Source organism: Methylobacterium sp. E-066, assembly GCF_022829635.1.
Classification (GTDB): Bacteria; Pseudomonadota; Alphaproteobacteria; order Rhizobiales; family Beijerinckiaceae; genus Methylobacterium.
Window position 1 is genome coordinate 42,018 of the sequence record NZ_JAKSYO010000156.1, and the last position, 20,467, is coordinate 62,484.

Sequence of the window (20,467 nt, forward strand, 5' to 3'; positions counted from 1 at the left end):
CCGACCCGGAGCATCAAAAACTTGCCACCGCCGGCCGCGGATGTTGAAGGCTTCGACCATCGACGCAGGATAGTGAACCCTTGGTAAACGCAGCCCGCCTCACGGTCTCGCCCCACGCCTTTCCGAAGCGGCCCGGCTCGGATCCGGTCGCGGGGCCGGTGTCCTGGCGCGTGAGCGACGCGCCCGTAGGCTACGCGGACGCGGTCGCCTGGATGGAGGCGCGGGTGGAGCAGATCGCGCGGTGCACGGCGGCCGAATGCGTCTGGCTGCTCGAGCACCCGCCGCTCTACACCGCCGGCACCTCGGCCAAGCCCGAGGACCTCGTGGCGCCCGATCGATTCCCGGTCCATGCCACGGGGCGGGGCGGCCAGTACACCTACCATGGCCCGGGCCAGCGGGTCGCCTACGTGATGCTCGACCTCGACCGGCGCAGCCGGGACCTGCGCGCCTATGTGGCGAGCCTGGAGGGCTGGCTGATCGAGACGCTGGCAGCCTTCAACATCCGGGCCGAGCGCCGGGAGGACCGGGTCGGCGTCTGGGTTCGCCGCCCGGAGAAGGGGCCCGGGGTGGAGGACAAGATCGCGGCCATCGGCATCCGGGTACGCCGCTGGGTCAGCTTCCACGGGATCAGCCTGAACGTCGAGCCGGACCTGTCGCACTTCGCCGGCATCGTGCCCTGCGGCGTGCGCGAGCACGGCGTGACGAGCCTGGTCGATCTCGGCCTGCCGGTGAGCCTGGTGGAGGTCGATATGCGGCTGCGGGCGGCGTTCGAAGAGATTTTCGGGGCGACGGTGATCGAGGCGATGTAGAATTCGTCATCCGAGAGGGCATCGGCATTCGGTCAGCGGAGCCGGCCTCGGCGATGAGGGGAGCGCTTCGCCCATGCGCCGCTAGATTGAACACTTGCGTCCACACAAACCGCGCGCACATGATGGTGCATGTCGCTCGCTCCTCCCAAGGAACCACGGTCGTCAGAGGCTGCGCCGTCTGCCTGAGCAACAACCTGTTGCTCAGGCAGACGGATGGCCTGCGTCGTGACATGCGTGAGTTGATGGAGCGCGAGGCCCGCACGATCGAGCTAGTGAACCGCATCGCCGTGCGGATGGATGAAGGCTTCACCCGTATCCGCGACGACATGGCCTATATCCGGCGTGACGTCGGTGAGATGCGCGGCGATCTGCTGACTATGGAGAACCGCGTTTAGGACGCGATCACCGAAGTCGGGTTCATGGCCGCGTGCGTGGACGAAGCCGAAGCCGAGCTGCGGCAGGCGGTGGAAGGATCGCCGCCGGTCCCCTGACAACCGACGATCAGAAATCCGCGTGCAGCCGCGACGCGAAGAAGTGCGCTGGCCCACGATCGCGGTTGTAGCCGGGGTTGTTCACGAATTGGTAGTCGAAGGTCAGGGTCACGAACTTCGTCAGGTTCAGGGCGTAGTAGGTCTCCAGCGCCCGCTCGCTGCCGTAGTTGAGCCGCCCGTCGCCGATCAGCAGCCCGTAGAAGCCGGCCGCGAAGGCGGCGCGGTGCGAGGGCGAGAGCCGGTTCATCGCCGTGCCGATGCCGATCGTGTCGTCCGGCCGGTCCCAGGCCTTGCCCTTCAGCGACAGGCCGCCGGAGAAGCTCTGGTCGATGTCGGTGAAGGAGATGTTCTCCGTGCGCCCGTCGTTCAGGCTGGCCCGGGCGAACAGGCCGAGCTCGGGCGTCAGCGCCTGCTCGAGGTTGATGTAGCCGCCGGTCTTGCGACGCGGCTTGCGGGTGGCGAGGGCGGCATCGCTGCCGTTGTCGAACAGGCCGAGCTGCGTGAGGGTGACGACCTCCCGGTTGTTGGCCGAGACCCCGACATTCGAGAACAGCCCGATGCGGACCTTGCCGGGCTGCTCCAGCCACGGGAGCACGTGGCGCTCCTCGAACTCGGCGTTCAGCCCGGCGCGGCGGAACACCCGCGGGTCGAGCACGTCGCTCGACGGCTCCTTGGGCACCTGCGTGTAGGCGGCGCGGATCGCGAAGTCCGGCCGGTTGTACTCGGCGTAGACACCCTGGGTGAAGCCAGGGAGGTTGGCCGGGAAGTCCCAGGCCGAGGCACCCCAGAGCGACCAGTTGAAGAAGTCGACCCGCGGATCGTGCGCGTAGACGTTGCCGTCGAAGAAGTCGCCCAGCGCGAACTTCCCGGCGATCAGGGTGATCCGCTCCGCGTCGTACCGCGTCGCGACCTGGTTCGGGCCGTCCGGCACCTCCACGGTCTCGCCGCCGAGCCCGATCGTCTGCTTCACGTAGTAGCGGTTCGAGCGCAGCTTCGGGAACGGCGCGCCGGCCTTCTGCGCCTCGCCGTTGACGAAGCCCGCGACGCCCAAGGTCCGCGACAGGCCGAAGCCCTGGCTGAACTCGGGATTGTAATACAGCTCGGTGCTGTCGGTGAGCTTGAGCCCGAGGAAGATCGTCGCCGTGGTGGTCTGGCGGGCCTGGTGCGGGATCAGGCTCTGGGCGCCCTCGTAGGGTGAGCGAAAGCCCGGCACGCCCTGGGCGATCAGCGTGGTCTGGCCGTGCAGCGAGAACCGCCCGGTGTCGCCGTTGTCGGGATCGTGCGGGGCGGTCTCGTCCGGATCGGCCGGGACCTTCAGGCCGCCCGGGAACCACATCAGCCGCGCGAACAGCTGGTTCGAGGTGAAGCTCGCCCGGGACGTGACCGGGCCGCCATCGTCGCCCGGCACGCTCCCCAGGGAGAAGCGCCGGCTGCCGCCGAGATCGATGTAGCGGTAGTCGATCCCGAGGGCGAGCGAGTCGCTGATGGCGTATTGGATGCCCGCGCCCAGGGTGAATCCGAGATAGCCGAGCTCGCGCCGTGCCATGTTCTGGCCGCCCGCGTCGAAATCCGGATAGTCTGCCAGGAAGCGCGCGTTGGCGCCCGCGAGCCCGAAGCTCCCGTAGACCAGATAGCGGTCGAAGCTGTAGCCGATCCGGGCCCGGAGGGTGCCGTACAGGTCGGTCTTGGCGCGCACGATGTTGAAGGTCTGGTCGGCATCCTCGTAGCCGAAGCCCGCGATGGTCGAGGGCACCGGCCGCTTCAGGTTCGCCACGTCGAAGCTGCCCTCGACCCCGTAGACCCAGGGGCCGGTCTGCCAGTTCCAGCCGCCGAACACGCCTCCGACCGCCGTGGTGGCGTTGCGGCCCTGGTCGCTGCGGCCCGTGGAATCGCCGCTCTTGAACGCCGGGACCGCGCGGCCACCGATCGTCGTCGGCCCGAAATTATAGGCGCCGTAGGATCCGCCCGCGCTGCCCTGGAGACCGATGTAGCCGCCCGACCAGTCGGTATAGGCGGGGACGTCCCCGGCAGGACGACGCGCGGCCGGATCGGCCGCCGATGCGGGAAGGGACGCCATCAGGGGCCCTGCCAGGATGGCGGCGGCAACACGGAAGAGGGGCACGGAACGGGACGGCATGGGACTCGCAGACAAGATATAGCACTTGCTATGATGCGCTTTGCGGGCGCGCAAGCCGTCTCGGACCGTCTCGAACACAGACCGCACCGTTTTTCCGTCCCGCACGGCATCGTTGGGGGCCGCGCATGGCAACGGCATGACGATCCCCACATCCTTTCGGCGGTCAAGATACGCGCGGCCACAGCGATCGGAATAACTTCTGCGCTGGCACCAGAACCCGCCACACCCTCAGGTAAAAGCCAAGAACTACCATTCGCGGGCTCTGTAATGGTAGTAGATTAGAATTATTATGATTTGATTTGCGGCGGTTTGCCTCTTTGAAACTTCTGGCAGGGGCGTTATGTGCCGAACCATGCGCGCTTCGACTTTTACCCCGATTCTCCGCGGCCTGGCTGCGTGTGCCCTCCTCGTGACGGCGGGGACCGTCTCGGCCAAGGAGGTGCCGATCGGTCCGCACGTGACCAAGAACGGCCTCGAAGTCGCCGCCGTGTACCTCCAGCCGATCGAGATGGACCCGCCCGGCATGATGCGCGACGCCGCGCAGTCGGACCTGCATCTCGAGACGGATATCCGGGCCGCCAAGGACAACCGGAACGGCTTTGCCGAGGGAGATTGGGTCCCGGCCCTCGAGATCCGCTTCGAGGCGGTGAAGCTCGACGGCGACAAGCCCACGGACCAGAAGGTGTCGGGCGCGCTGATGCCGATGGTCGCCAATGACGGTCCGCATTACGGCGACAACGTCAAGCTGTTCGGTCCCGGCCGCTACCGCCTGAAGGTCACGGTGGCGCCCCCCGGCAAGGACAGCCATTTCGGCCGCCACGTCGACAAGGAGACGGGGGTCGGCCCCTGGTTCGAGCCCTTCGACGTGACCCAGGACTTCACCTTCGCCGGAGTCGGCAAGAAGGGCGCCTACTGAACCGCAGGGATTTTCGTGCCACGCTCGTCGCGCCCTTTCCGTCTCGCTGCCGCCGTTCTCGTTGTCGCCTCTTGGGGCGCGATGTCCGCGCGCGCGGACGACATGCCGGTGATCAAGGTCGAGATGCGCGACGGCGTGATCCTGCCGGCGACCATCGAGGTGCCGGCCAACACGCGCTTCAAGCTGGAAATCTCGAATACCGGCCAGTCGCCGGTCGAGTTCGAGAGCACGGAACTCAAGCGCGAGAAGGCGCTGGCCGCGGGCTCGACCTCGGCGATCGTGTTCCGGACCCTCGATCCCGGGACTTACCAAGTGTTCGACGATTTCCATCCCGAGGCGAAGGCTACCCTGGTGGCCAAATGAGCGCATCCTGACGGTGGCGGCCCCAGCCCTCCTCGCCGACGCACCTTCGCGCCGGGACCTGATCGACGAGCGGCTCGCCCGCTTCGGCGACTGGCTGCGGCTGCACGGCTGGATGATCCGCGCCGTCCAGTGGGTGATCGTCGGGGTCTACGGCGTGCTGGTGATCGTGCCGGCGCTGCTGCCGCTGCCCGACAACACCGCCCATATCTGGACCAACCTGACGCTCGCCGCGCAATTCGCGTTCTGGGGCATCTGGTGGCCGTTCGTGCTCCTGAGCATGGTGCTGGTCGGCCGGGCCTGGTGCGGGGTGCTGTGTCCCGAGGGGGCGCTCAGCGAGTTCGCCAGCCGCTGGAGCCGCGGCTACGCCGTGCCGCGCTGGATCACCTGGCAGGGCTGGCCGTTCCTGGCGTTCGCCGGCACCACCGTCTACGGCCAGATGACCAGCGTCTACGGTTACCCGAAGCCGGTGCTCGCCGTGCTCGGCGGCTCGACCGTCGCGGCGATCATCGTTGGCCTGCTCTATGGGCGCAACAAGCGGGTCTGGTGCCGCTATCTCTGCCCGGTCAACGGCGTGTTCGCGGTGCTCTCGAAGCTCGCGCCGATCAGTTTCCAGGTCGACCGCGCCGCCTGGGCCGCCTCGCCCAAGCCCGTGCAGGGCACCGAGTATTTCAACTGCGCGCCCCTGGTGCCGGTCAAGGCGATGCGCGGGGCCGGTTCCTGCCACATGTGCGGGCGCTGCAGCGGCCATCGCGGCGCGGTGCGCCTCGCCCTGCGCTCGCCCAACCACGAGATCGTCCACGTCGCCGGCGAGGAGCCGAGCCTGGAACAGACCGTGCTGATCCTGTTCGGCATGCTGGCCCTGGCGGTGGGCGCGTTCCAGTGGTCGTCGAGCCCCTGGTTCGTCGAGGCGAAGCAAGGGATCGCCACCTGGCTGATCGAGCGCGGGACCACCTGGCCGCTGGAGATGTCGGCGCCCTGGTTCATCCTGACGAACTATCCCGACCGCAGCGACGTGATGACCCTGCTCGACGGCGGGTTGCTGCTGGCCTACATCGGCGCCGCGACCGTGATCCTCGGGCTGGCCCTGTCGGGGATCGTCGCGCTCGCGACCCTGGCGCTCGGCGGCTGGTCGCGCGAGCGCTTCCACCACCTGACGCAGACGCTGATCCCGGTGGCGGGCTGCGGCGTCTTTCTGGGTCTCTCGGCGTTGACCGTCACGTTCCTGCGCGGCGACGGCATCGTCATCCCGTACGTGTCGGAGCTCCGCGCGGCCATGCTGATCGGCTCCGGCCTGTGGAGCGTGTGGCTCGCCTGGCGCGTCGCCGGCCTCGCGGCGGGTGGTCTCCGGCGGGCCGGGGCGACCGCCTGCATCGCCTCCGCGGTGACCCTTTCGGTCGCCAACTGGGTGCTTCTGTTCTGGGTCTGGTAGCGCGGTCCGCGTTCAACTGAGGAAACGCCATGATTGGCGCCTTCATCATCGCCTTCCGCGAAGTCATCGAGGCGGGCCTGATCATCTCGATCGTGCTCGCGGCCACACGCGGCATCCCGGGCCGCATGCGCTGGGTGCTGCTCGGCGTGGCCGGCGGTCTCGTCGGGGCCGGCCTCGTGGCGCTGTTCGCCGAAAAAATCTCCGACGCCTTCGAGGGCAGCGGCCAGGACATCCTGAACGCCGCGGTGCTGATCGTCGCGGTGCTGCTGCTGATCTGGCACAACACCTGGATGAGCAAGCACGGCAAGGAGCTCGCCGGTGAATTGCGCGCGGCCGGCGAGGCGGTGCGCTCGGGCGAGCGCGAGGCCGCCGCGCTCTCGATCGTCGTCGGCGCCGCGATCCTGCGCGAGGGCGCCGAGCTGGTGCTGTTCCTCTACGGGCTCGTCGCCTCGGGCACCTCGGGCGCGGACATCCAGTTCGGCGCCTTCGCGGGCATCGGGGCGGGCATCCTCCTGTCGGCGGTGACCTATTTCGGCCTGGCTGCGATTCCGAGCCGCTACGTGTTCTCGATCACCAGCGTGCTGATCATCTTCCTCGCCGCGGGGCTCGCCTCGCAGGCCGCGCAGTTCCTGGCCAATGCCGGTGTGGTGGATGTCCTCGGCCAGACCCTGTGGAACAGCTCCGGGGTGATCGCGGAGAATTCCTGGCCGGGCCGGGTGCTGCACGCCCTCGTCGGCTACACCGACCGGCCCACCGCCCTGCAAGGGCTGGTCTATCTCGGCACCATCGCGGTGATGGTCGGACTGATGCAGTGGAGTTCCGCCGACAAGCGCCGGACGGTGCGCACCGCCTGAATCAGAGGTTTCCAAAGGGCTCAGCCCTTTGGCGGGTTGTCAGGGCAGAGCCCTGATGATGGACCAGGGCTCTGCCCTGGGCCCGCAAAAGGTCTCGACCTTTTGAAACGGCGATTAGGCGCCCGTCGCGACCGGGCGTGCCGTATCGGCGCCCCATTCAGACCAGGAGCCATCGTAGAGGCCGCGGGCCGGTTGGCCCATGGTCTCCAGTGCCAGGGCGATGATCGCCGCGGTCACGCCGGAACCGCAGGTGGTCACGATCGGCCGGTCGGGATCGATACTGGCCTCTGCGAACACCTTCTCCAACTCCTCCGGGCTCTTCAGGCGGCCGTCGCGCTGGAGGGACGCGTAGTGCAGGTTGTGCGCCCCGGGCATGTGCCCCGGCCGCACGCCCGGCCGAGGCTCCGGCTCCTCGCCGCGGAAGCGGGTGGCCGAGCGGGCGTCGACCACTTGGGCCGAGCCGGTCTCCAGGGCCCGGGCGACGTCGTTGGCGTCCGCCACGGCGCCGTGATCGAGCCGGGCGGTGAAGTGGCGCCGCTCTCGGGGGGCGGGGTCGCCGTCCTCGGTGGGATAGCCCGCCGCGATCCAGGCGGGCAGGCCGCCATCCAGCACCAGCGCGTCGCGGACCCCGAAGGTCTTGAGCATCCACCAGACCCGCGGGGCCGAGAACAGGCCCTGGCCGTCATAGACGACGATCTGCGTGCCGTCGCCGATGCCCAGCGCCCGCATCCGCGAGGCGAACACGTCGGAGCGCGGCAGCATGTGCGGAAGGCTCGACTCGGTGTCGCTCATGGCGTCGAGATCGAAGCGCAAAGCCCCGGGGATATGGGCGGCCTGGAATTCGGCCGCGGCGTCGCGGCCGGCGGCTGGCAGGTACCACGAGGCGTCGAGCACCACGATGTCGGGGGCCTCGAGGCGGTCGTGCAGCCATTCGGGGGTCACGAGGGGCGGGTGGGCCATAATCCGCTATCCGGCTCTGTTCGGGCGAGCGCCCACCAAACCACAGGCCGCGGCCGGTTGCGACCCTGAGACTTCGCGGTCGGGCCGTTTCGTCAGGGCCTGGAAAAAGCCGCGGCCGCAGCACGACCTTGCGGCGAGCTACGCACCCGGCACCGTGGTCCGATGCAGCGAATGCACGCTGGTCTTGTTTTCAATCGTTGTAACCCCAGTTACGACGATACGATGACGCTCACCGCGCCAGCCGTCGAGGCCGGCTCGGGCGGGTCGCCCCCGATGCCGCTCCGCGAGACGCAAGTCCCGGACACGCGAGACGGGGCCGCCGCCCGAAGGAGGAGCGTTCAATCCTCCCCCTCTGCCGAGGCGCCCGCGCCGACCGTGCAGCCTGCTTATTGAGCCGATCACCCCATGAATCAACTCGTCCGCATGTCTCAGATCGGCGATGCCGAGGGCGTCCAGGAGCCTTCGGCGGATCTGCGCGTGCCCTTCGCGCAGTCCGGCGCCTTCGTGTGCAAGTACATCATCGGCGAGCCGAACGACCGTGCGGTCTGCTGCGGCGCGCCGGTCTCCGACGGCAAGAGCTGGTGCGCGTTCCACCGCCGCATCGTGTTCGAGCCGACGCGTCCCGGCCGCATCCGCTGAGCGTTTCCCGGATCGGACGCCGAGCCTTCACTGCGTCCGCATGATCTGGATGACCGCCGGCGTGATGATGACGACGAACAGCACCGGCAGGAAGAACAGGATCATCGGCACGGTCAGCTTGGGCGGCAGGCTGGCCGCCTTCTTTTCCGCCTCGTTCATGCGCTGGTCGCGGCTCTCCTGGCTCAGCACCCGGAGCGCCTGACCCACCGGTGTGCCGTAGCGCTCGGCCTGGATCAGTGCGGTCGCCACCGACTTCACCGGCTCCAGCCCGGTCCGCAGCGACAGGTTCTCGTAGGCCTGCCGCCGGTCGGGCAGGAACGACATCTCCGCCGTCATCAGGGCGAGTTCCTCGGCCAGCACCACCGAGGAAGTCGCGATCTCGGTGCTGACCTTCCGGAACGCATGCTCGATCGCCATGCCGGATTCGACGCAGATCAGCGTCAGGTCGAGGGCGTCCGGCCAGGCCCTGCGGATCTCGGCCTGCCGCTTCTTGGCGCCATTGACCAGGAACAGCTCGGGCGCCTTGATGCCCCCATAGGCCGCGCCGATCACCATCCCGATCCGCATCAGGTAGGAGGCGTCGATCGCCTCCAGCACGAACAGGTAGAAGACCGCTGCGATCACGGCAGACACCGGGACGACCAGGCGGAAGAACAGGAACGTGGTCTCCGCGCCCTGGCCGCGATAGCCCGCCATCATCAGCTTGCGCTTGGCCGTGTCGGTCCCGAGCCAGCGGTTCAGCTGGTACCGGTCGACGATCGACTTCATGTAGGCCTTGGGCGCCACGCGCAGCGCCGCCCGGTCGTTCGGCCGGGTCCGGTCCGTCTGGCGCTCCCGCCGCCGGATCTGTTCGCGCTCGTCGCTGACGAGCTTCATCCGCTTGCCGAGCTTGTCCGTCTCGAAGAACGGCTGCGCCACCGCGAAGGCGGTCGCGGCGACCGCGATGGCGGTCAGCAGCGTCCCCACGAAGCGGGGATCGAACAGCTTCTCCGCGATGGCGTCGATCATGGGAACGGGTCCGAATCCGATCAGGCTCAGAAGTCGAAGGCGATCATCTTCTTGATCGTGAAGACGCCGAGCGACATCCAGATCGCCGCCCCGACGAGGGCGATCTTGCCGATATCCGTCGTCCAGAGCAGCGAGATGTAGTCCGGGCTGGTCAGCGTGGTGATGCCCGCCACGCCGAAGGGCAGGCACGCGATGATCGAGGCCGAGGCCTTGGCCTCCATGCTCATCGCCTGGACCTTGCCGCGCATCTTGGCGCGGTCGCGCAGCACCACCGAGAGGTTGTTCAGTGCCTCCGACAGGTTGCCGCCCGATTGCTGCTGGATGTTGATCACGATCGCGAAGAAGTTGACCTCCGCGGTCGGCACCCGCTCGAACAGGCGCGAGACCGCCTCGCCGAGCGAGAGGCCCATCGCCTGGGTCTCGATCACCGTCCGGAACTCGCTGCGCACCGGCTCCTCGGCCTCGCGCGAGACCATGCGGAAGCAGTCGCCCACCGGGATGCCGGTGCGGATGCCGCGCACCACCACATCGACGGCGTTGGGCAATTCCTTGTTGAACTTGGCGATGCGCCGGAGACGCAGGCGCCGCAGCATCAAGGCGGGCAGGCCGAAGCCGCCCGCGAAGGCGGCGCCTGCCGCGGCCACCGGACTGTCGGTGATCATGAACAGCAGCAGGGCGAGGACGGTGCCGCAGCCGGCCGAGACCGTGTAGTAGGTCCGCTTCGTCCAGCTCAAGCCGGCGCGGGCGAGCTTCAGCTCCAGCGTGGCCTTGTTGGCGTTCTTGGCCTTCGCCTCGATCTCGCTCAGCGTCTTGGCGACCTGCTCGCGCCGGTTCACCGCGACGCCGCGCACCGCCGCCCCGGAAGCCGAGACGCCGATCGATTTCAGGCGCTTGCTCGCCCGGCGCTGGCCGCCGAGCAGCGGCAGCACCGCCACGTAGGCCACGGCCGCCACGGCGATGCCGATCAGGCCGGCGGCGATCGGCAGCTGGGACGAATCCGCCATGGTCACGTCCCGTCGACGACTTCTGCGGCGTCGAGCGCCTCGCCGAGCCGGCGATCCAGGCCGTAGTAGCGGGCGCGCTCCCAGAATTTCGGCCGGCCGATGCCGGTCGACCGGTGGCGCCCGATCAGCTTGCCGTTCGGGTCCTCGCCGACGATGTCGTAGAGGAACACGTCCTGCGTGGTGATGACGTCGCCCTCCATGCCCAGCACCTCGGTGATGTGGGTGATGCGCCGGGAGCCGTCGCGCAGGCGCATGGCCTGGATCACCACGTCGATCGAGCCGCAGATCATCTCGCGCAGGGTCTTGGACGGCAGCGTGAAGCCGCCCATCGAGATCATCGACTCGATGCGCGACAGGCATTCGCGCGGGCTGTTGGCGTGGAGCGTGCCCATCGAGCCGTCGTGGCCGGTGTTCATCGCCTGGAGCAGGTCGAACGCCTCGGGTCCGCGGACCTCGCCGACGATGATCCGCTCGGGCCGCATGCGCAGGCAGTTCTTGACGAGGTCGCGCATGGTGACCTGGCCCTGGCCCTCCATGTTCGGGGGCCGCGTCTCCAGGCGGACGACATGGGGCTGCTGGAGCTGCAGCTCGGCCGCGTCCTCGCAGGTGATGACCCGCTCGTCGTGCTCGATGAAGGCGGTCAGGCAGTTCAGCAGCGTGGTCTTGCCCGAGCCCGTGCCGCCCGAGATGACGACGTTGCAGCGCGACTGGCCGATGATCTTCAGGACTTCGGCGCCCTCAGGGGAGATCGCCCCGAAGCGCACGAGCTGCTCGAGGGTGAGCTTGTCCTTCTTGAACTTACGGATCGTCAGCGCCGGCCCGTCGATGGACAACGGCGGTGCGATGACGTTGACGCGGGAGCCGTCCGGCAGGCGCGCGTCGCAGATCGGCGAGGCGTCGTCCACGCGCCGCCCGACCTGGCTGACGATCCGCTGGCAGATGTTCATCAGCTGCTGGTTGTCGCGGAACCGGACATTGGTCAGCTGGATCTTGCCGCTGACCTCGATGAAGGTCCGGTTCGCGCCGTTGACCATGATGTCGGCGATGTCGTCGCGGGCGAGCAGCGGCTCCAGCGGGCCGTAGCCGAGTACGTCGTTGCAGATGTCGTCGAGCAGCTCCTCCTGCTCGGCGATCGACAGGACGATGTTCTTGAGCCCGATGATCTCCGTGACGATGTCGCGGATCTCCTCCCGGGCGGTCTCGGCGTCGAGGCGCGAGAGCTGCGTGAGGTCGATCGCCTCGATCAGGGCGCCGAAGATCAGGCTCTTGGTCCGGTAGTAATCCTCGGAGCGCAGGTTCTCGACCGCCACCGGGGCGGCCGGCGGCGGTGGCGCCGGCTTGGGCGCCGGGGCGGCGTCGCGCAGCACCGGCGCGGCCGGAACCGCGGCCCGCATCTGCGGGGCCGGCACGGGCGCCGTCGGGGCGGCTCCGGATTGTCGCCTACCGAACATGGGTCAGATCCAAGGTGCCTGCATCAGGCATTGTCCCGGCGAAGGTGTTGCGCATCACGAGGCCTTGCGGCCGGCGAGCTTGGCGAGCAGCGGCTCCAGCAGGCTCGACCGGTTGCGTCGGGTCTCCGGGCGCCCGAGGGTGACCGCGGCGAGGTCGTTGAACAGCTCCGCCACCTTCGAGCCGGCCTGGATCTCGGCGATCATCTGGCCGTTGTTGGCGGCGGTGCCGAACAGGGTCGGCTCGAACGGGATCGTGGCGGCGATCGGCGCGTCGAGCGCCTTGGCGAACTCGGCTGCCCCGATCTCCGGCCGCTTGGCCATGCCGACGCCGTTGAGCAGGATCCGGGGCGGCTGGTCGTTCGGGCGGCCGTGCTTGAGCGCCCCGAGCAGGTTCTTGGCGTTGCGCAGGCAGGCGAGGTCGGGACCGGCGACGATCAGGATCTCGTCGGCCGCCGTCAGCACGCGCTTCGACCACGCGCTCCACTGGTGCGGGATGTCGAGGACCACGCAGGGCACGCTCGCCCGCAGGTACTCGATCAGGGCATCGAAGGCCGGCTCCGACAGGTCGATGGTCCGGTCGAGGCTCGCCGGCGCCGAGAGCAGGCTGAGATTGTCGCTGCACTTCGACAGCAGCCGCTCGACCAGGGCCGAATCCAGGCGCTCTGGGGCGAACACCGCCTCGGCGATGCCCTGCGGCGGGTCCTGGTTGAAGTTGAGCGAGGCGGTGCCGAAGGCGATGTCGAGGTCGGCGATCACCGTCTGGACGCCCTGGTTGCGGGCGATCGACCAGGCGAAGTTGTGCGCCACCGTCGAGGCGCCGATGCCGCCCTTGACCCCGTAGACCGCCACGGTGCGGCCCACCGGCTTGACGCCGGGCGCCGTGAACAGGTCGGAGATCGCCGCGATCAGGGTCAGCGGCTCGACCGGCGCCATCAGGTAGTCGGACACGCCGCGCTGGATCAGCTGGCGGTACAGGGTCACGTCGTTGACGTGGCCGATCACCAGGACGCGGGTGCCCTCGTCGCAGACCTCGGCCAGGGCATCCAGGCATTCGACCGGCTTCGAGCGGACGCCCTGCGTCTCGATGACGATGACGTTCGGCGTCGGCGCGTGGCGGTAGGCCTCGATCGCCGCGGCGCCGCCGCCCATCCGGACCTTGATCTGCGCCTTCTGCATGCGCCGGTCGAGGGAAGCGCCCTCGATCATCGCGGCGGTCTCGCCGGTCTCGCAGAACGCCTGGATCGTGATCCGGGGCACCGGGGCGATCGTGCGCTCGGATGTCTCGGACGGGTCCGCCATGACGGCACTTTCGGGTTCGTGGTCGAGGCGTGGCTTCGGTGACGGCGGGGGAGGTTGCACCGTCCGTCCTAGTTGCTGACCTGGGACTTGACGGCGTTCGTCCCATCTTGCCGCCATGTGGTTGACGGATCCTTGCCGTCCCGCAACTGGCCGATGTCCCGGACGCGCTTGACCGTGTCGATCCGGCCCTCGGGCCGGCCCCGCACCAGATCGATCGGATCGGCCACCTGGGCGGCCAGGGTCGCCTGGGTGGCGCAGCCGAGATTCCAGCTCGGCCGGTTGCCGTAATCGGCGGCGAAGTTCGAGGTGCCGAGGTCCTGGGGCCACAGCCCGCACTGGTCGGCGACCTTGGCCTGCATGCGCTGGAAGCTCAGCCGGATCGGCGCGGCCAAGCCCGGTGCCGCGACCGGATAGGGCGACTGGAAGATCTCGCGGGCGCCGACGCCGTCCTCGGTGCCGCGCCGGAGCAGGGTCGAGGCCGTGCGCGCGACGGAATCGGCCTGGGCCGGCGGCAGGCCCTGGGGCACTTCCATCAGGATGCCGCCGCGGCCGTAGCGGCGGTATTCCAGCATGAAGGCGTCGATGTCGCCGGCCTGGCGCGGGTCGAGGTGGCCGGGCCCGGTGGCGAACACGTCGAGGCTGCGGGTGCCGTCGGCCAAGACGATCGGGTGCCGCGCGCGGTAATTCGACAGGTCGATCCCCCCGGTGATGGCGGGCTCGCCCTTACAGCCCGCGGCCAGCAGGCCGAGCGCGCAAGCGGCCAGGAGGCGGGACGGGCGGCGCAACGGGGCGGGCGGGTGAAGTCGGGTCATGGATCCGATCCTGGAAGCGGGCGCTACTCGACGATGAAGCCGACGCGGCCGCGATAGCTGCGCCCGAGCGGGGCGGCGCCGACCTTGCCGTAGAGGCGGTTGACCTGACCGAGCAGCACCGCCTGTCCGTCGGTGGCGTCGACGAAGTTGTCGTCGGGCCGGGTCACCTGCTTGGGCTCCATCGCCCGGGCGATGTAGGGGGTGCACATGATCATCAGCTCGGTCTCCATGCGCTGGTAGTCCCGGGACCGGAACAGCGCGCCGAGGATCGGCAGGTTGATCAGGCCGGGCAGGCCGGAGATCGCCTGCTTGTTCACCTGCTGGATCAGGCCGGCGGTCATCATCACGCCGCCGGAGGGCAGCTCGACGGTGGTCTCGGAGCGGCGGACCCGGGTGCCGGGCACGGCCACCGTGTTGTTGCCGACCGTGTAGTTGAAGCTCTGCTGCGGATCGATCTCGGTCACGTCCGTGGCCACGCGGATCGAGATCCGGTTGTCGGCCAGAACAACGGGCGTGAAGGAGAGCGAGACGCCGTAGGGCTTGAAGGTGATGCCGGGCGTGCAGACACTGCCGACCACGCAGGAGGCCGAGGACGGCACCGGGAATTCGCCGCCGGCCAGAAATTTCGCGGCCTCCCCGGAGATCGCGGTCAGCGTCGGCTCGGCCAGGATGCGCGAGACGCCCGCCTGTTCGAAGGCCTTCAGCGTCGCCTGCAGCGAGAAGCCGGCTCCCTTGATGGAGGCCTGGAGCTGGTTGCCCGAGGGTGTGCTGCCGCCGGTGATCGGGAAGGGCAGGGTGTTGTTGAGAGCCGGCGAGGTCACGAGGCCGGTCGCCGCGTCCGTAACCGTGCCCACCGGGTTCAGCGCCGACCAATTGCCGGTCATGTTGATCCCGAACTGCTTCAGGACGTTGCGGGACACTTCGACCACGGTGACGCGGAGCATCACTTGGTCCTTGTTGCGGATCGTGAGGTTGTTGATCACCGCGCCCCGCGCGCCGGCTGAGACGCCGCCGCTCGGCGCGCTCGTGGCGGTCGCACCGCCGCCCAGGCCAACGAAGGCGTTGGCGATGTCGATCGCCTGCTGGGCGTCCGACGAGGAATTCACCGAGCCCGAGAGCAGCACCGAGGCGCCCGACGAACGCACGTCGAAGCGGCCGCCCGGGATGCTCTGGCCGAGCAATTCGCGCAGCGTCCCGAGGTTGAGGTCCCGGGCCACGGTCACGTCGAGGGCGGCGATCTGGCGGCCCTCGGCATCCATGATGAAGATCGAGGTGGCGCCGTCGGCCATGCCGATCACGAACACCTTTCGGGTCGAGCGGACCACCGCGTTGGCCACCGCCGGGTTGGCGACGAACACCTCCTTGGCGTCCCGCGGCAGGTCGACGATCACCGAGCGGCCCGCGGTCAGTTCGACCCGGCGGGACGAGGCGGCCTCTGCGGAGCCCACCGTCAGCACCGGAGCGGGGCCGAGGATCGGGCGCTCCTGCGCGCAGGCGGGTCCCGCGGCCACCAGGGCGAGCAGCGCGAGGACGCGCGCCAGACGGAGGAGAATCGGCAGGTCGATCATGGGGATCACGGCGTCTGCTGCCGCGCCACGCCGAAGCGCACGACGGTCAATCCGGGTTCGGGCGTCTGCGCCATCGCGGCATCGATCGGCTGGGCCTCGACCGGCCGGCCCGCATCCGCAAGGCTGCGCAGCGACAGCGACAGGGAGCCGACCTTCTGCGCGAGCGTCAGGGTCTCCGCCTGCGCGGGGGTGACGGCGAGGGTGGCGGTCTCGCCGGTGACGACGTTGGTGCCGTTCTTCTCCTGGATCAGCTGACCGATCGCCAGGACGCGGATATCGGTCAGGATCGTCTGGGAGAGCTGGACCTCGCTGCTGTTGGCGCGCGAGTTGGCATCGTCACGGAAGGTGCGGATCACGTCGATGCGGTCGTTGGGCAGGATGAAGCCGCCGGCGGAGTTGGTGCCGCGGCTGTCGGTGACGATGGCGACCGCGCGCATCCCGGCGGGCAGGATCGCGGCCATGAAACCGCTCTCGGGCCGGACCAGCTTCTGCGCCCGGATCGGTTCGCCCGCGAGGAAGCCCGAGCGCACGGAGGCACCGACCGTCTCGTCCAGCGCCTTCGCGTTGTCCTTGCGGCTGATGTAGCCGGCCGTCATGGCGCCGTCCGGCCAGGGCTGCCAGCGCAGGTCCGCGGCGCGCAGGACCTGGCCCATCGGCATGTCGGCGGCGGCCACCAGCACCTCGGTCATCGGAGGCGGCGGCAGCTCGGCCTTCGGGGCCGGCGGCGGCGGAGGCGGGTCGCCGCCGCTCATCAGGAACGCCGCTCCACTGCCCGCTGCGAGGGCGATGCCGAGGACGACGAGACGGGCTGAATTCATCGCATCGCCACGCACCGGGAACGGCCGAATTGCCGTTCATCACCGGACCCTGCGCGGCCATTCGTGTAATTATGGTTAAGGTATTATAACCTCGGCCGCTGGATACGGTCCGGAAACGGGGCGGTCGCGGGGGCGTCACAACCCGCGCGATCTCTCAATCCCTGTTCAATCGCGGCCGTGGCGCGGTTTGCGCCGGTGCAATAGTCTGATCTCGAACCCGCGTCAGAATCGGGTGCTCGGATCATCCGGGCAAAACATGCCGGGGAGTGACATGATCAGGACATTTGGCGGCACAGTGCTGGCCACCGCCCTGGCGGGCGCGGTTCTGGGCTCCGGCCCGGCAGCAGCCCAGGGGCCCGCGGCCGGTGCCTTCTCCGGCAACGCCGTGCGCATCGGCGTGCTCAACGACCAATCCGGCCTCTACGCCCAGTTCGGCGGCCAGGGCTCCGTGGAGGCCGCCCGGATGGCGGTGGAGGATTTCGGCGGCAAGGTCGACGGCGTGCCGATCGAGATCCTCGCGGCCGACCATCAGAACAAGCCCGACATCGCCTCGGGCATCGCCCGGCAATGGTACGACCGCGACGGCGTCGACGCGATCATGGAATTGACCACCTCGTCGGTGGCTCTGGCCGTCCAGGGCCTGTCCCGCGAGAAGAAGAAGATCACGATCACCACCGGGGCGGCCTCCAGCGACCTCACCGGCAAGGCCTGCACGCCCTACGGCTATCATTGGGCCTACGACACGCGGGCGCTGGCGGTCGGCACCGGCGGCGCGCTGACCCGGGCCGGCGGCGACACCTGGTTCTTCCTCACCGCCGACTACGCCTTCGGCTCGGCGCTCGAGGCCGACACCAGCCGGGTCGTCCTCGCCAACAACGGCAAGGTGCTGGGCAGCGTCCGCCACCCGCTCTCGAACCAGGACTTCTCCTCGTTCCTGCTCCAGGCGCAGGGCTCGAAGGCCAAGGTCATCGGGCTCGCCAATGCCGGGCTGGATACCTCCAACGCGATTAAGCAGGCGGCCGAGTACGGCATCGTCGAGGGCGGCCAGAAGCTCGCGGCCCTGCTGTTCACCCTCTCGGAGGTGGAGGGGCTCGGCCTCAAGGTCGCGCAGGGCCTGACGCTGACCGAGGGCTGGTACTGGGACGCCAACGACGAGACCCGGGCCTTCGGCGAGCGCTATAAGAAGCGCACCGGCCGGATGCCGAACATGATCCAGGCCGGCACCTACTCGGCGGTCCTGTCCTACCTGAAGGCCGTGAAGGCGGCGGGCACCGACGAGACCGAGGCGGTCAACGCCAAGCTCAAGGCGCTGCCGGTGGACGACGTCTTCGCCCATGGCGGCATCGTCCAGCCGAACGGCCGCATGGTCCACGACATGTACCTGTTCGAGGTCAAGAAGCCGGCCGAGTCGAAGGGCCCGTGGGACCTCTACCGGCAGCTCGCGACCATCCCAGGCAAGGAAGCCTATGCCACGCCGGCGGAGAGCGGCTGCCCGCTGACGGCGAAGTAGGTCCGGTCGAGGTCACTCCGTCATCGCGAGCGCAGCGAAGCGACCTAGGGTAGCGCGACATGAATGGTCGTCGCGCTGCTGGATTGCTTCGCTCCGCTCGCAAAGACGGTGTGCCACCGGTTATCACCCGGTCGCCCGGGATCTCACGCCGCCCAGACCCGCCGATACAACGCCTGAATCTCCTCCGCACTCGGCTCGATCGGGTTGTTGGCGGGGGAGCCGGAGGCCAGCGCCTGGGCGGCCATGGTCGGGATCAGCGCCTCCCAGCGGGCCGGGTCGATCCCGTATTCCCGAGGGCCGGGCACATCGAGGTCGTCGTTGAGAGCTTCGAGCTCCGCCACCAGGGCCGTGACGGCGGCCCGGTCGTCGCCATCCACGCCGGGGATGCCCATGGCTCGGGCGCAGGCGGCGTAGCGGCCGATGGCTGCCGGGGCCGAGAAGGCGGTGACCGCGGGCAGCAGCATCGCGTTCGAGAGCCCGTGGGCCACGTGAAAATGCGCGCCGATCGGCCGGCTCATGCCATGGACCAGCGCCACCGATGAATTCGAGAACGCGATGCCGGCCTGGGTCGCACCCAGCATCATCGCCTCGCGCGCCGCCCGGTCGCTGGGATCGGTCCAGACCCGGCGCAGGTTCGGGGCGATCAGGTGCATCGCCTGGAGGGCGAGCCCGTCCGAGAACAGGTTGGATTTGCGCGAGACATAGGCCTCGATGGCGTGGGTGAGCGCATCGATGCCGGTATCGGCGGTGAGGCGCTTCGGCTTGGTCAGGGTCAATTCGTAATCGACCAAGGCCGCCACCGGGAGGTAGGCCAGCCCGATGCAGAGCATCTTCTCGTCCGAGGCCTCGTCGGTGACGATGGTGAAGCGGGTCGCCTCCGAGCCGGTGCCGGCGGTGGTCGGGATCGCCACGATCGGCAGGCCGGGCTCGTCCTGCTGGCGGGGCGCCTTGTAGTCGCGCATGTGGCCGCCGTGGCGGGCCAGAACGGCGACCGCCTTGGCGGTGTCCATCGGGCTGCCGCCGCCGAAGCCGACCACGCAGTCGAAATCGCCGGCCTGGAGCGCGGCCAGCGCCGCCTCCACGGAGGCCACGGTCGGGTCCGGCACGGTCTCGGAAAAGATCGTTGCCCGGGCGCCGGCGCTGGTCAGGCGTTCGAGCAGCGTGTCGGTGCGGCCGCTGCTGACCAGATAGGGGTCGGTGACCACGAAGGGGCGCGACAGGCCGAGCTGGCCCAGCACCTCCGGCAGCAGCCGCGAGGCGCCGGCGCCGATACGCATCAGCCGGGGCAGGGCGATCGAGGCGACCATTGTCTTGATCCTTGGTTCAGGGCCAGTTCGGGCCTGCCGGAACGCGCGATCTTAAGACTTGGGGCCCCGCCGCGAAACCGCCGCCGCTTACACCGCGGGCCCGGCGAACAGCGCGCCGGCCGCCTCGACCTCCCCGGCGATGAAGCCCGCCACCGCCCGGATATGGGCCGCCTTCCGGTGGTCCTCATGGATGTGCATGTGGAACGAGCGCGTCAGCGACACCGCCCCGGGCAGAACCGGCGCCAGCCCGGGATGGGCCGCCGCGATGAAGGCCGGCAGGATGCACAGGCCGGCGCCGTTCAGTGTCGCGTGGACCTGGGCCAGCAGGTTGGTCGAGCGCAGCCGCGCGGTGACGGCGGGCTCCAGGGCGCCGAGATAGTTCAGCTCGCGCGCGAACAGCATGTCCTCGATATAGCCGACGAACGGATGCGCGGTGAGGTCCGAGACGGCGGCGATCGGCGGCGCCGCGGCGAGATAGGCTTCGGCCCCGTAGACGAACAGCCGGTAATCCGTGAGCCGGCGCGCCACCACCCGCGCCTGCTGCGGGGTCGACAGGCCGATGACGATGTCGGCCTCGCGCTTCGACAGGCTGAAGATCCGGGCGGTCGCCATGATCTCGACCTCCAGTCCGGGATGGCGCTCGGTCAGCCGGTGCATCCGCGAGGCCAGGAACACGCTGCCGAACCCGTCCGGGGCGCCGATCCGCACCGTGCCGGACACGGACTGAGCCCCCGCCTCGGTGGCGGTCTTGGCCGACAGGAAGGCGCTTTCCATGGCCTCGGCCACGCTCAGCAGGTGGGCGCCGTCCTCGGTGAGCGCGTAGCCGAGGTTGCTGCGGTGGAACAGCCGGGCGCCGAGCCCGTCTTCCAAGGCGCGGATCCGCCGCCCGACCGTGGTGTGCTCGGTGCCGGTGCGTCCCGCAGCGGCGCTCAGGGTTCCGGTGCGGGCCACCGCCAGGAAGAAGCGCAGATCGTCCCAGTTGCGCCCCGTCCGGCTCATGACCGCAAACCCGCTGTGCATCGATGCACGGCCGCTGTAAGCGCATCCGGCTTTATCGTTCAAGCGATCCTGTTAGGCTGCACCAAACCAAAT

Annotated in this window: 19 protein-coding genes; 8 read left to right on the forward strand and 11 right to left on the reverse strand. The window is 69.2% G+C overall.

Annotation, left to right across the window (positions count from 1 at the left end):
- Nucleotides 1-80: 80 nt before the first annotated feature.
- Together lipB and MKL20_RS21355 are read left to right on the forward strand one after the other, a co-directional pair.
- Nucleotides 81-809, forward strand: a complete 729-nt coding sequence (gene lipB, locus MKL20_RS21350) for a lipoyl(octanoyl) transferase LipB (RefSeq protein ID WP_244038350.1) — start codon at nt 81-83, stop codon at nt 807-809.
- Nucleotides 810-928: 119 nt separating this feature from the next.
- The gene (locus tag MKL20_RS21355; protein WP_244038351.1) at nt 929-1,204 is read left to right on the forward strand and encodes a hypothetical protein; all 276 of its coding nucleotides are present in this window, start codon (nt 929-931) and stop codon (nt 1,202-1,204) included.
- A 106-nt stretch (nt 1,205-1,310) separates the two neighbouring features.
- Here MKL20_RS21355 and MKL20_RS21360 read toward each other — a convergent pair whose 3' ends face one another.
- On the reverse strand, nt 1,311-3,377 hold the full coding sequence (locus MKL20_RS21360; RefSeq protein ID WP_244038352.1) for a carbohydrate porin: 2,067 nt from the start codon (nt 3,375-3,377) through the stop codon (nt 1,311-1,313).
- 412 nt (nt 3,378-3,789) lie between these two features.
- Here MKL20_RS21360 and MKL20_RS21365 point away from each other — a divergent pair, with 412 nt between their 5' ends.
- The 4 genes from MKL20_RS21365 to MKL20_RS21380 all read left to right on the forward strand — a co-directional run bounded on the left by MKL20_RS21365 (nt 3,790) and on the right by MKL20_RS21380 (nt 6,999).
- A complete protein-coding gene (locus MKL20_RS21365) occupies nt 3,790-4,353 on the forward strand; it encodes an iron transporter (protein ID WP_409568179.1) in 564 nt (187 codons plus the stop codon).
- Nucleotides 4,354-4,368: 15 nt separating this feature from the next.
- Nucleotides 4,369-4,716 (forward strand): cupredoxin domain-containing protein, encoded by a 348-nt coding sequence (locus tag MKL20_RS21370; RefSeq protein WP_313902744.1) that lies wholly within the window; start codon nt 4,369-4,371, stop codon nt 4,714-4,716.
- A gap of 112 nt (nt 4,717-4,828) precedes the next feature.
- Nucleotides 4,829-6,145, forward strand: coding sequence for a 4Fe-4S binding protein (locus MKL20_RS21375; RefSeq protein ID WP_279594919.1), 1,317 nt, complete (start codon nt 4,829-4,831; stop codon nt 6,143-6,145).
- Nucleotides 6,146-6,174: 29 nt separating this feature from the next.
- Complete coding sequence (locus tag MKL20_RS21380; RefSeq protein WP_244038356.1) at nt 6,175-6,999, forward strand: FTR1 family protein; 825 nt, start codon at nt 6,175-6,177, stop codon at nt 6,997-6,999.
- A 114-nt stretch (nt 7,000-7,113) separates the two neighbouring features.
- Here the strand turns inward: MKL20_RS21380 and sseA are convergent, their stop codons facing one another.
- Nucleotides 7,114-7,959, reverse strand: coding sequence for a 3-mercaptopyruvate sulfurtransferase (gene sseA / locus MKL20_RS21385; RefSeq protein WP_244038357.1), 846 nt, complete (start codon nt 7,957-7,959; stop codon nt 7,114-7,116).
- 405 nt (nt 7,960-8,364) lie between these two features.
- Between sseA and MKL20_RS21390 the strand changes: the two genes are divergently transcribed.
- Nucleotides 8,365-8,598 (forward strand): GcrA family cell cycle regulator, encoded by a 234-nt coding sequence (locus tag MKL20_RS21390; RefSeq protein WP_147856381.1) that lies wholly within the window; start codon nt 8,365-8,367, stop codon nt 8,596-8,598.
- Between the two features lie 27 nt (nt 8,599-8,625).
- Here the strand turns inward: MKL20_RS21390 and MKL20_RS21395 are convergent, their stop codons facing one another.
- The 7 genes from MKL20_RS21395 to cpaB all read right to left on the reverse strand — a co-directional run bounded on the left by MKL20_RS21395 (nt 8,626) and on the right by cpaB (nt 16,558).
- The gene (locus tag MKL20_RS21395) at nt 8,626-9,606 is read right to left on the reverse strand and encodes a type II secretion system F family protein (protein ID WP_244038358.1); all 981 of its coding nucleotides are present in this window, start codon (nt 9,604-9,606) and stop codon (nt 8,626-8,628) included.
- A 26-nt stretch (nt 9,607-9,632) separates the two neighbouring features.
- Entirely contained in the window at nt 9,633-10,610 is a 978-nt protein-coding gene (locus MKL20_RS21400) for a type II secretion system F family protein (protein ID WP_244038359.1), read from the reverse strand.
- A gap of 2 nt (nt 10,611-10,612) precedes the next feature.
- Nucleotides 10,613-12,061 carry a CpaF family protein gene (locus tag MKL20_RS21405; protein ID WP_244038360.1) on the reverse strand — a complete coding sequence of 483 codons (1,449 nt, stop codon included), beginning with the start codon at nt 12,059-12,061 and terminating at the stop codon, nt 10,613-10,615.
- Between the two features lie 54 nt (nt 12,062-12,115).
- On the reverse strand, nt 12,116-13,360 hold the full coding sequence (locus MKL20_RS21410; protein ID WP_244038361.1) for a CpaE family protein: 1,245 nt from the start codon (nt 13,358-13,360) through the stop codon (nt 12,116-12,118).
- A gap of 68 nt (nt 13,361-13,428) precedes the next feature.
- Nucleotides 13,429-14,172, reverse strand: coding sequence for a CpaD family pilus assembly protein (locus MKL20_RS21415; RefSeq protein WP_244038362.1), 744 nt, complete (start codon nt 14,170-14,172; stop codon nt 13,429-13,431).
- 23 nt (nt 14,173-14,195) lie between these two features.
- Nucleotides 14,196-15,740: a type II and III secretion system protein family protein gene (locus tag MKL20_RS21420; protein WP_244038363.1), complete on the reverse strand. Its 1,545-nt coding sequence runs from the start codon at nt 15,738-15,740 to the stop codon at nt 14,196-14,198.
- 5 nt (nt 15,741-15,745) lie between these two features.
- Nucleotides 15,746-16,558 carry a Flp pilus assembly protein CpaB gene (cpaB, locus tag MKL20_RS21425; RefSeq protein ID WP_243962089.1) on the reverse strand — a complete coding sequence of 271 codons (813 nt, stop codon included), beginning with the start codon at nt 16,556-16,558 and terminating at the stop codon, nt 15,746-15,748.
- Nucleotides 16,559-16,853: 295 nt separating this feature from the next.
- Between cpaB and MKL20_RS21430 the strand changes: the two genes are divergently transcribed.
- Nucleotides 16,854-18,068, forward strand: coding sequence for an ABC transporter substrate-binding protein (locus MKL20_RS21430; protein ID WP_409568180.1), 1,215 nt, complete (start codon nt 16,854-16,856; stop codon nt 18,066-18,068).
- 143 nt (nt 18,069-18,211) lie between these two features.
- On the opposite strand, the gene MKL20_RS21435 is transcribed toward MKL20_RS21430, so the two are convergent.
- Nucleotides 18,212-19,375 carry an iron-containing alcohol dehydrogenase gene (locus MKL20_RS21435; RefSeq protein WP_243962087.1) on the reverse strand — a complete coding sequence of 388 codons (1,164 nt, stop codon included), beginning with the start codon at nt 19,373-19,375 and terminating at the stop codon, nt 18,212-18,214.
- 87 nt (nt 19,376-19,462) lie between these two features.
- Entirely contained in the window at nt 19,463-20,374 is a 912-nt protein-coding gene (locus tag MKL20_RS21440; RefSeq protein ID WP_244038364.1) for a LysR family transcriptional regulator, read from the reverse strand.
- Nucleotides 20,375-20,467: the final 93 nt, after the last annotated feature.

Excerpts from the sequence above, each read along its gene's own strand:
- MKL20_RS21410 (WP_244038361.1), bottom strand. The coding sequence starts at position 13,360 with ATGGCGGACCCGTCCGAGACATCCGAGCGCACGATCGCCCCGGTGCCC.
- cpaB (WP_243962089.1), bottom strand. The coding sequence starts at position 16,558 with ATGAATTCAGCCCGTCTCGTCGTCCTCGGCATCGCCCTCGCAGCGGGC.
- MKL20_RS21435 (WP_243962087.1), bottom strand. The coding sequence starts at position 19,375 with ATGGTCGCCTCGATCGCCCTGCCCCGGCTGATGCGTATCGGCGCCGGC.
- sseA (WP_244038357.1), bottom strand. The coding sequence starts at position 7,959 with ATGGCCCACCCGCCCCTCGTGACCCCCGAATGGCTGCACGACCGCCTC.
- MKL20_RS21420 (WP_244038363.1), bottom strand. The coding sequence starts at position 15,740 with ATGATCGACCTGCCGATTCTCCTCCGTCTGGCGCGCGTCCTCGCGCTG.
- MKL20_RS21355 (WP_244038351.1), top strand. The coding sequence starts at position 929 with ATGATGGTGCATGTCGCTCGCTCCTCCCAAGGAACCACGGTCGTCAGA.
- MKL20_RS21400 (WP_244038359.1), bottom strand. The coding sequence starts at position 10,610 with ATGGCGGATTCGTCCCAGCTGCCGATCGCCGCCGGCCTGATCGGCATC.
- MKL20_RS21415 (WP_244038362.1), bottom strand. The coding sequence starts at position 14,172 with ATGACCCGACTTCACCCGCCCGCCCCGTTGCGCCGCCCGTCCCGCCTC.
- MKL20_RS21440 (WP_244038364.1), bottom strand. The coding sequence starts at position 20,374 with ATGAGCCGGACGGGGCGCAACTGGGACGATCTGCGCTTCTTCCTGGCG.
- MKL20_RS21395 (WP_244038358.1), bottom strand. The coding sequence starts at position 9,606 with ATGATCGACGCCATCGCGGAGAAGCTGTTCGATCCCCGCTTCGTGGGG.
- MKL20_RS21380 (WP_244038356.1), top strand. The coding sequence starts at position 6,175 with ATGATTGGCGCCTTCATCATCGCCTTCCGCGAAGTCATCGAGGCGGGC.
- MKL20_RS21375 (WP_279594919.1), top strand. The coding sequence starts at position 4,829 with ATGATCCGCGCCGTCCAGTGGGTGATCGTCGGGGTCTACGGCGTGCTG.
- MKL20_RS21360 (WP_244038352.1), bottom strand. The coding sequence starts at position 3,377 with ATGGCGTCCCTTCCCGCATCGGCGGCCGATCCGGCCGCGCGTCGTCCT.
- MKL20_RS21365 (WP_409568179.1), top strand. The coding sequence starts at position 3,790 with ATGCGCGCTTCGACTTTTACCCCGATTCTCCGCGGCCTGGCTGCGTGT.
- MKL20_RS21405 (WP_244038360.1), bottom strand. The coding sequence starts at position 12,061 with ATGTTCGGTAGGCGACAATCCGGAGCCGCCCCGACGGCGCCCGTGCCG.
- MKL20_RS21390 (WP_147856381.1), top strand. The coding sequence starts at position 8,365 with ATGAATCAACTCGTCCGCATGTCTCAGATCGGCGATGCCGAGGGCGTC.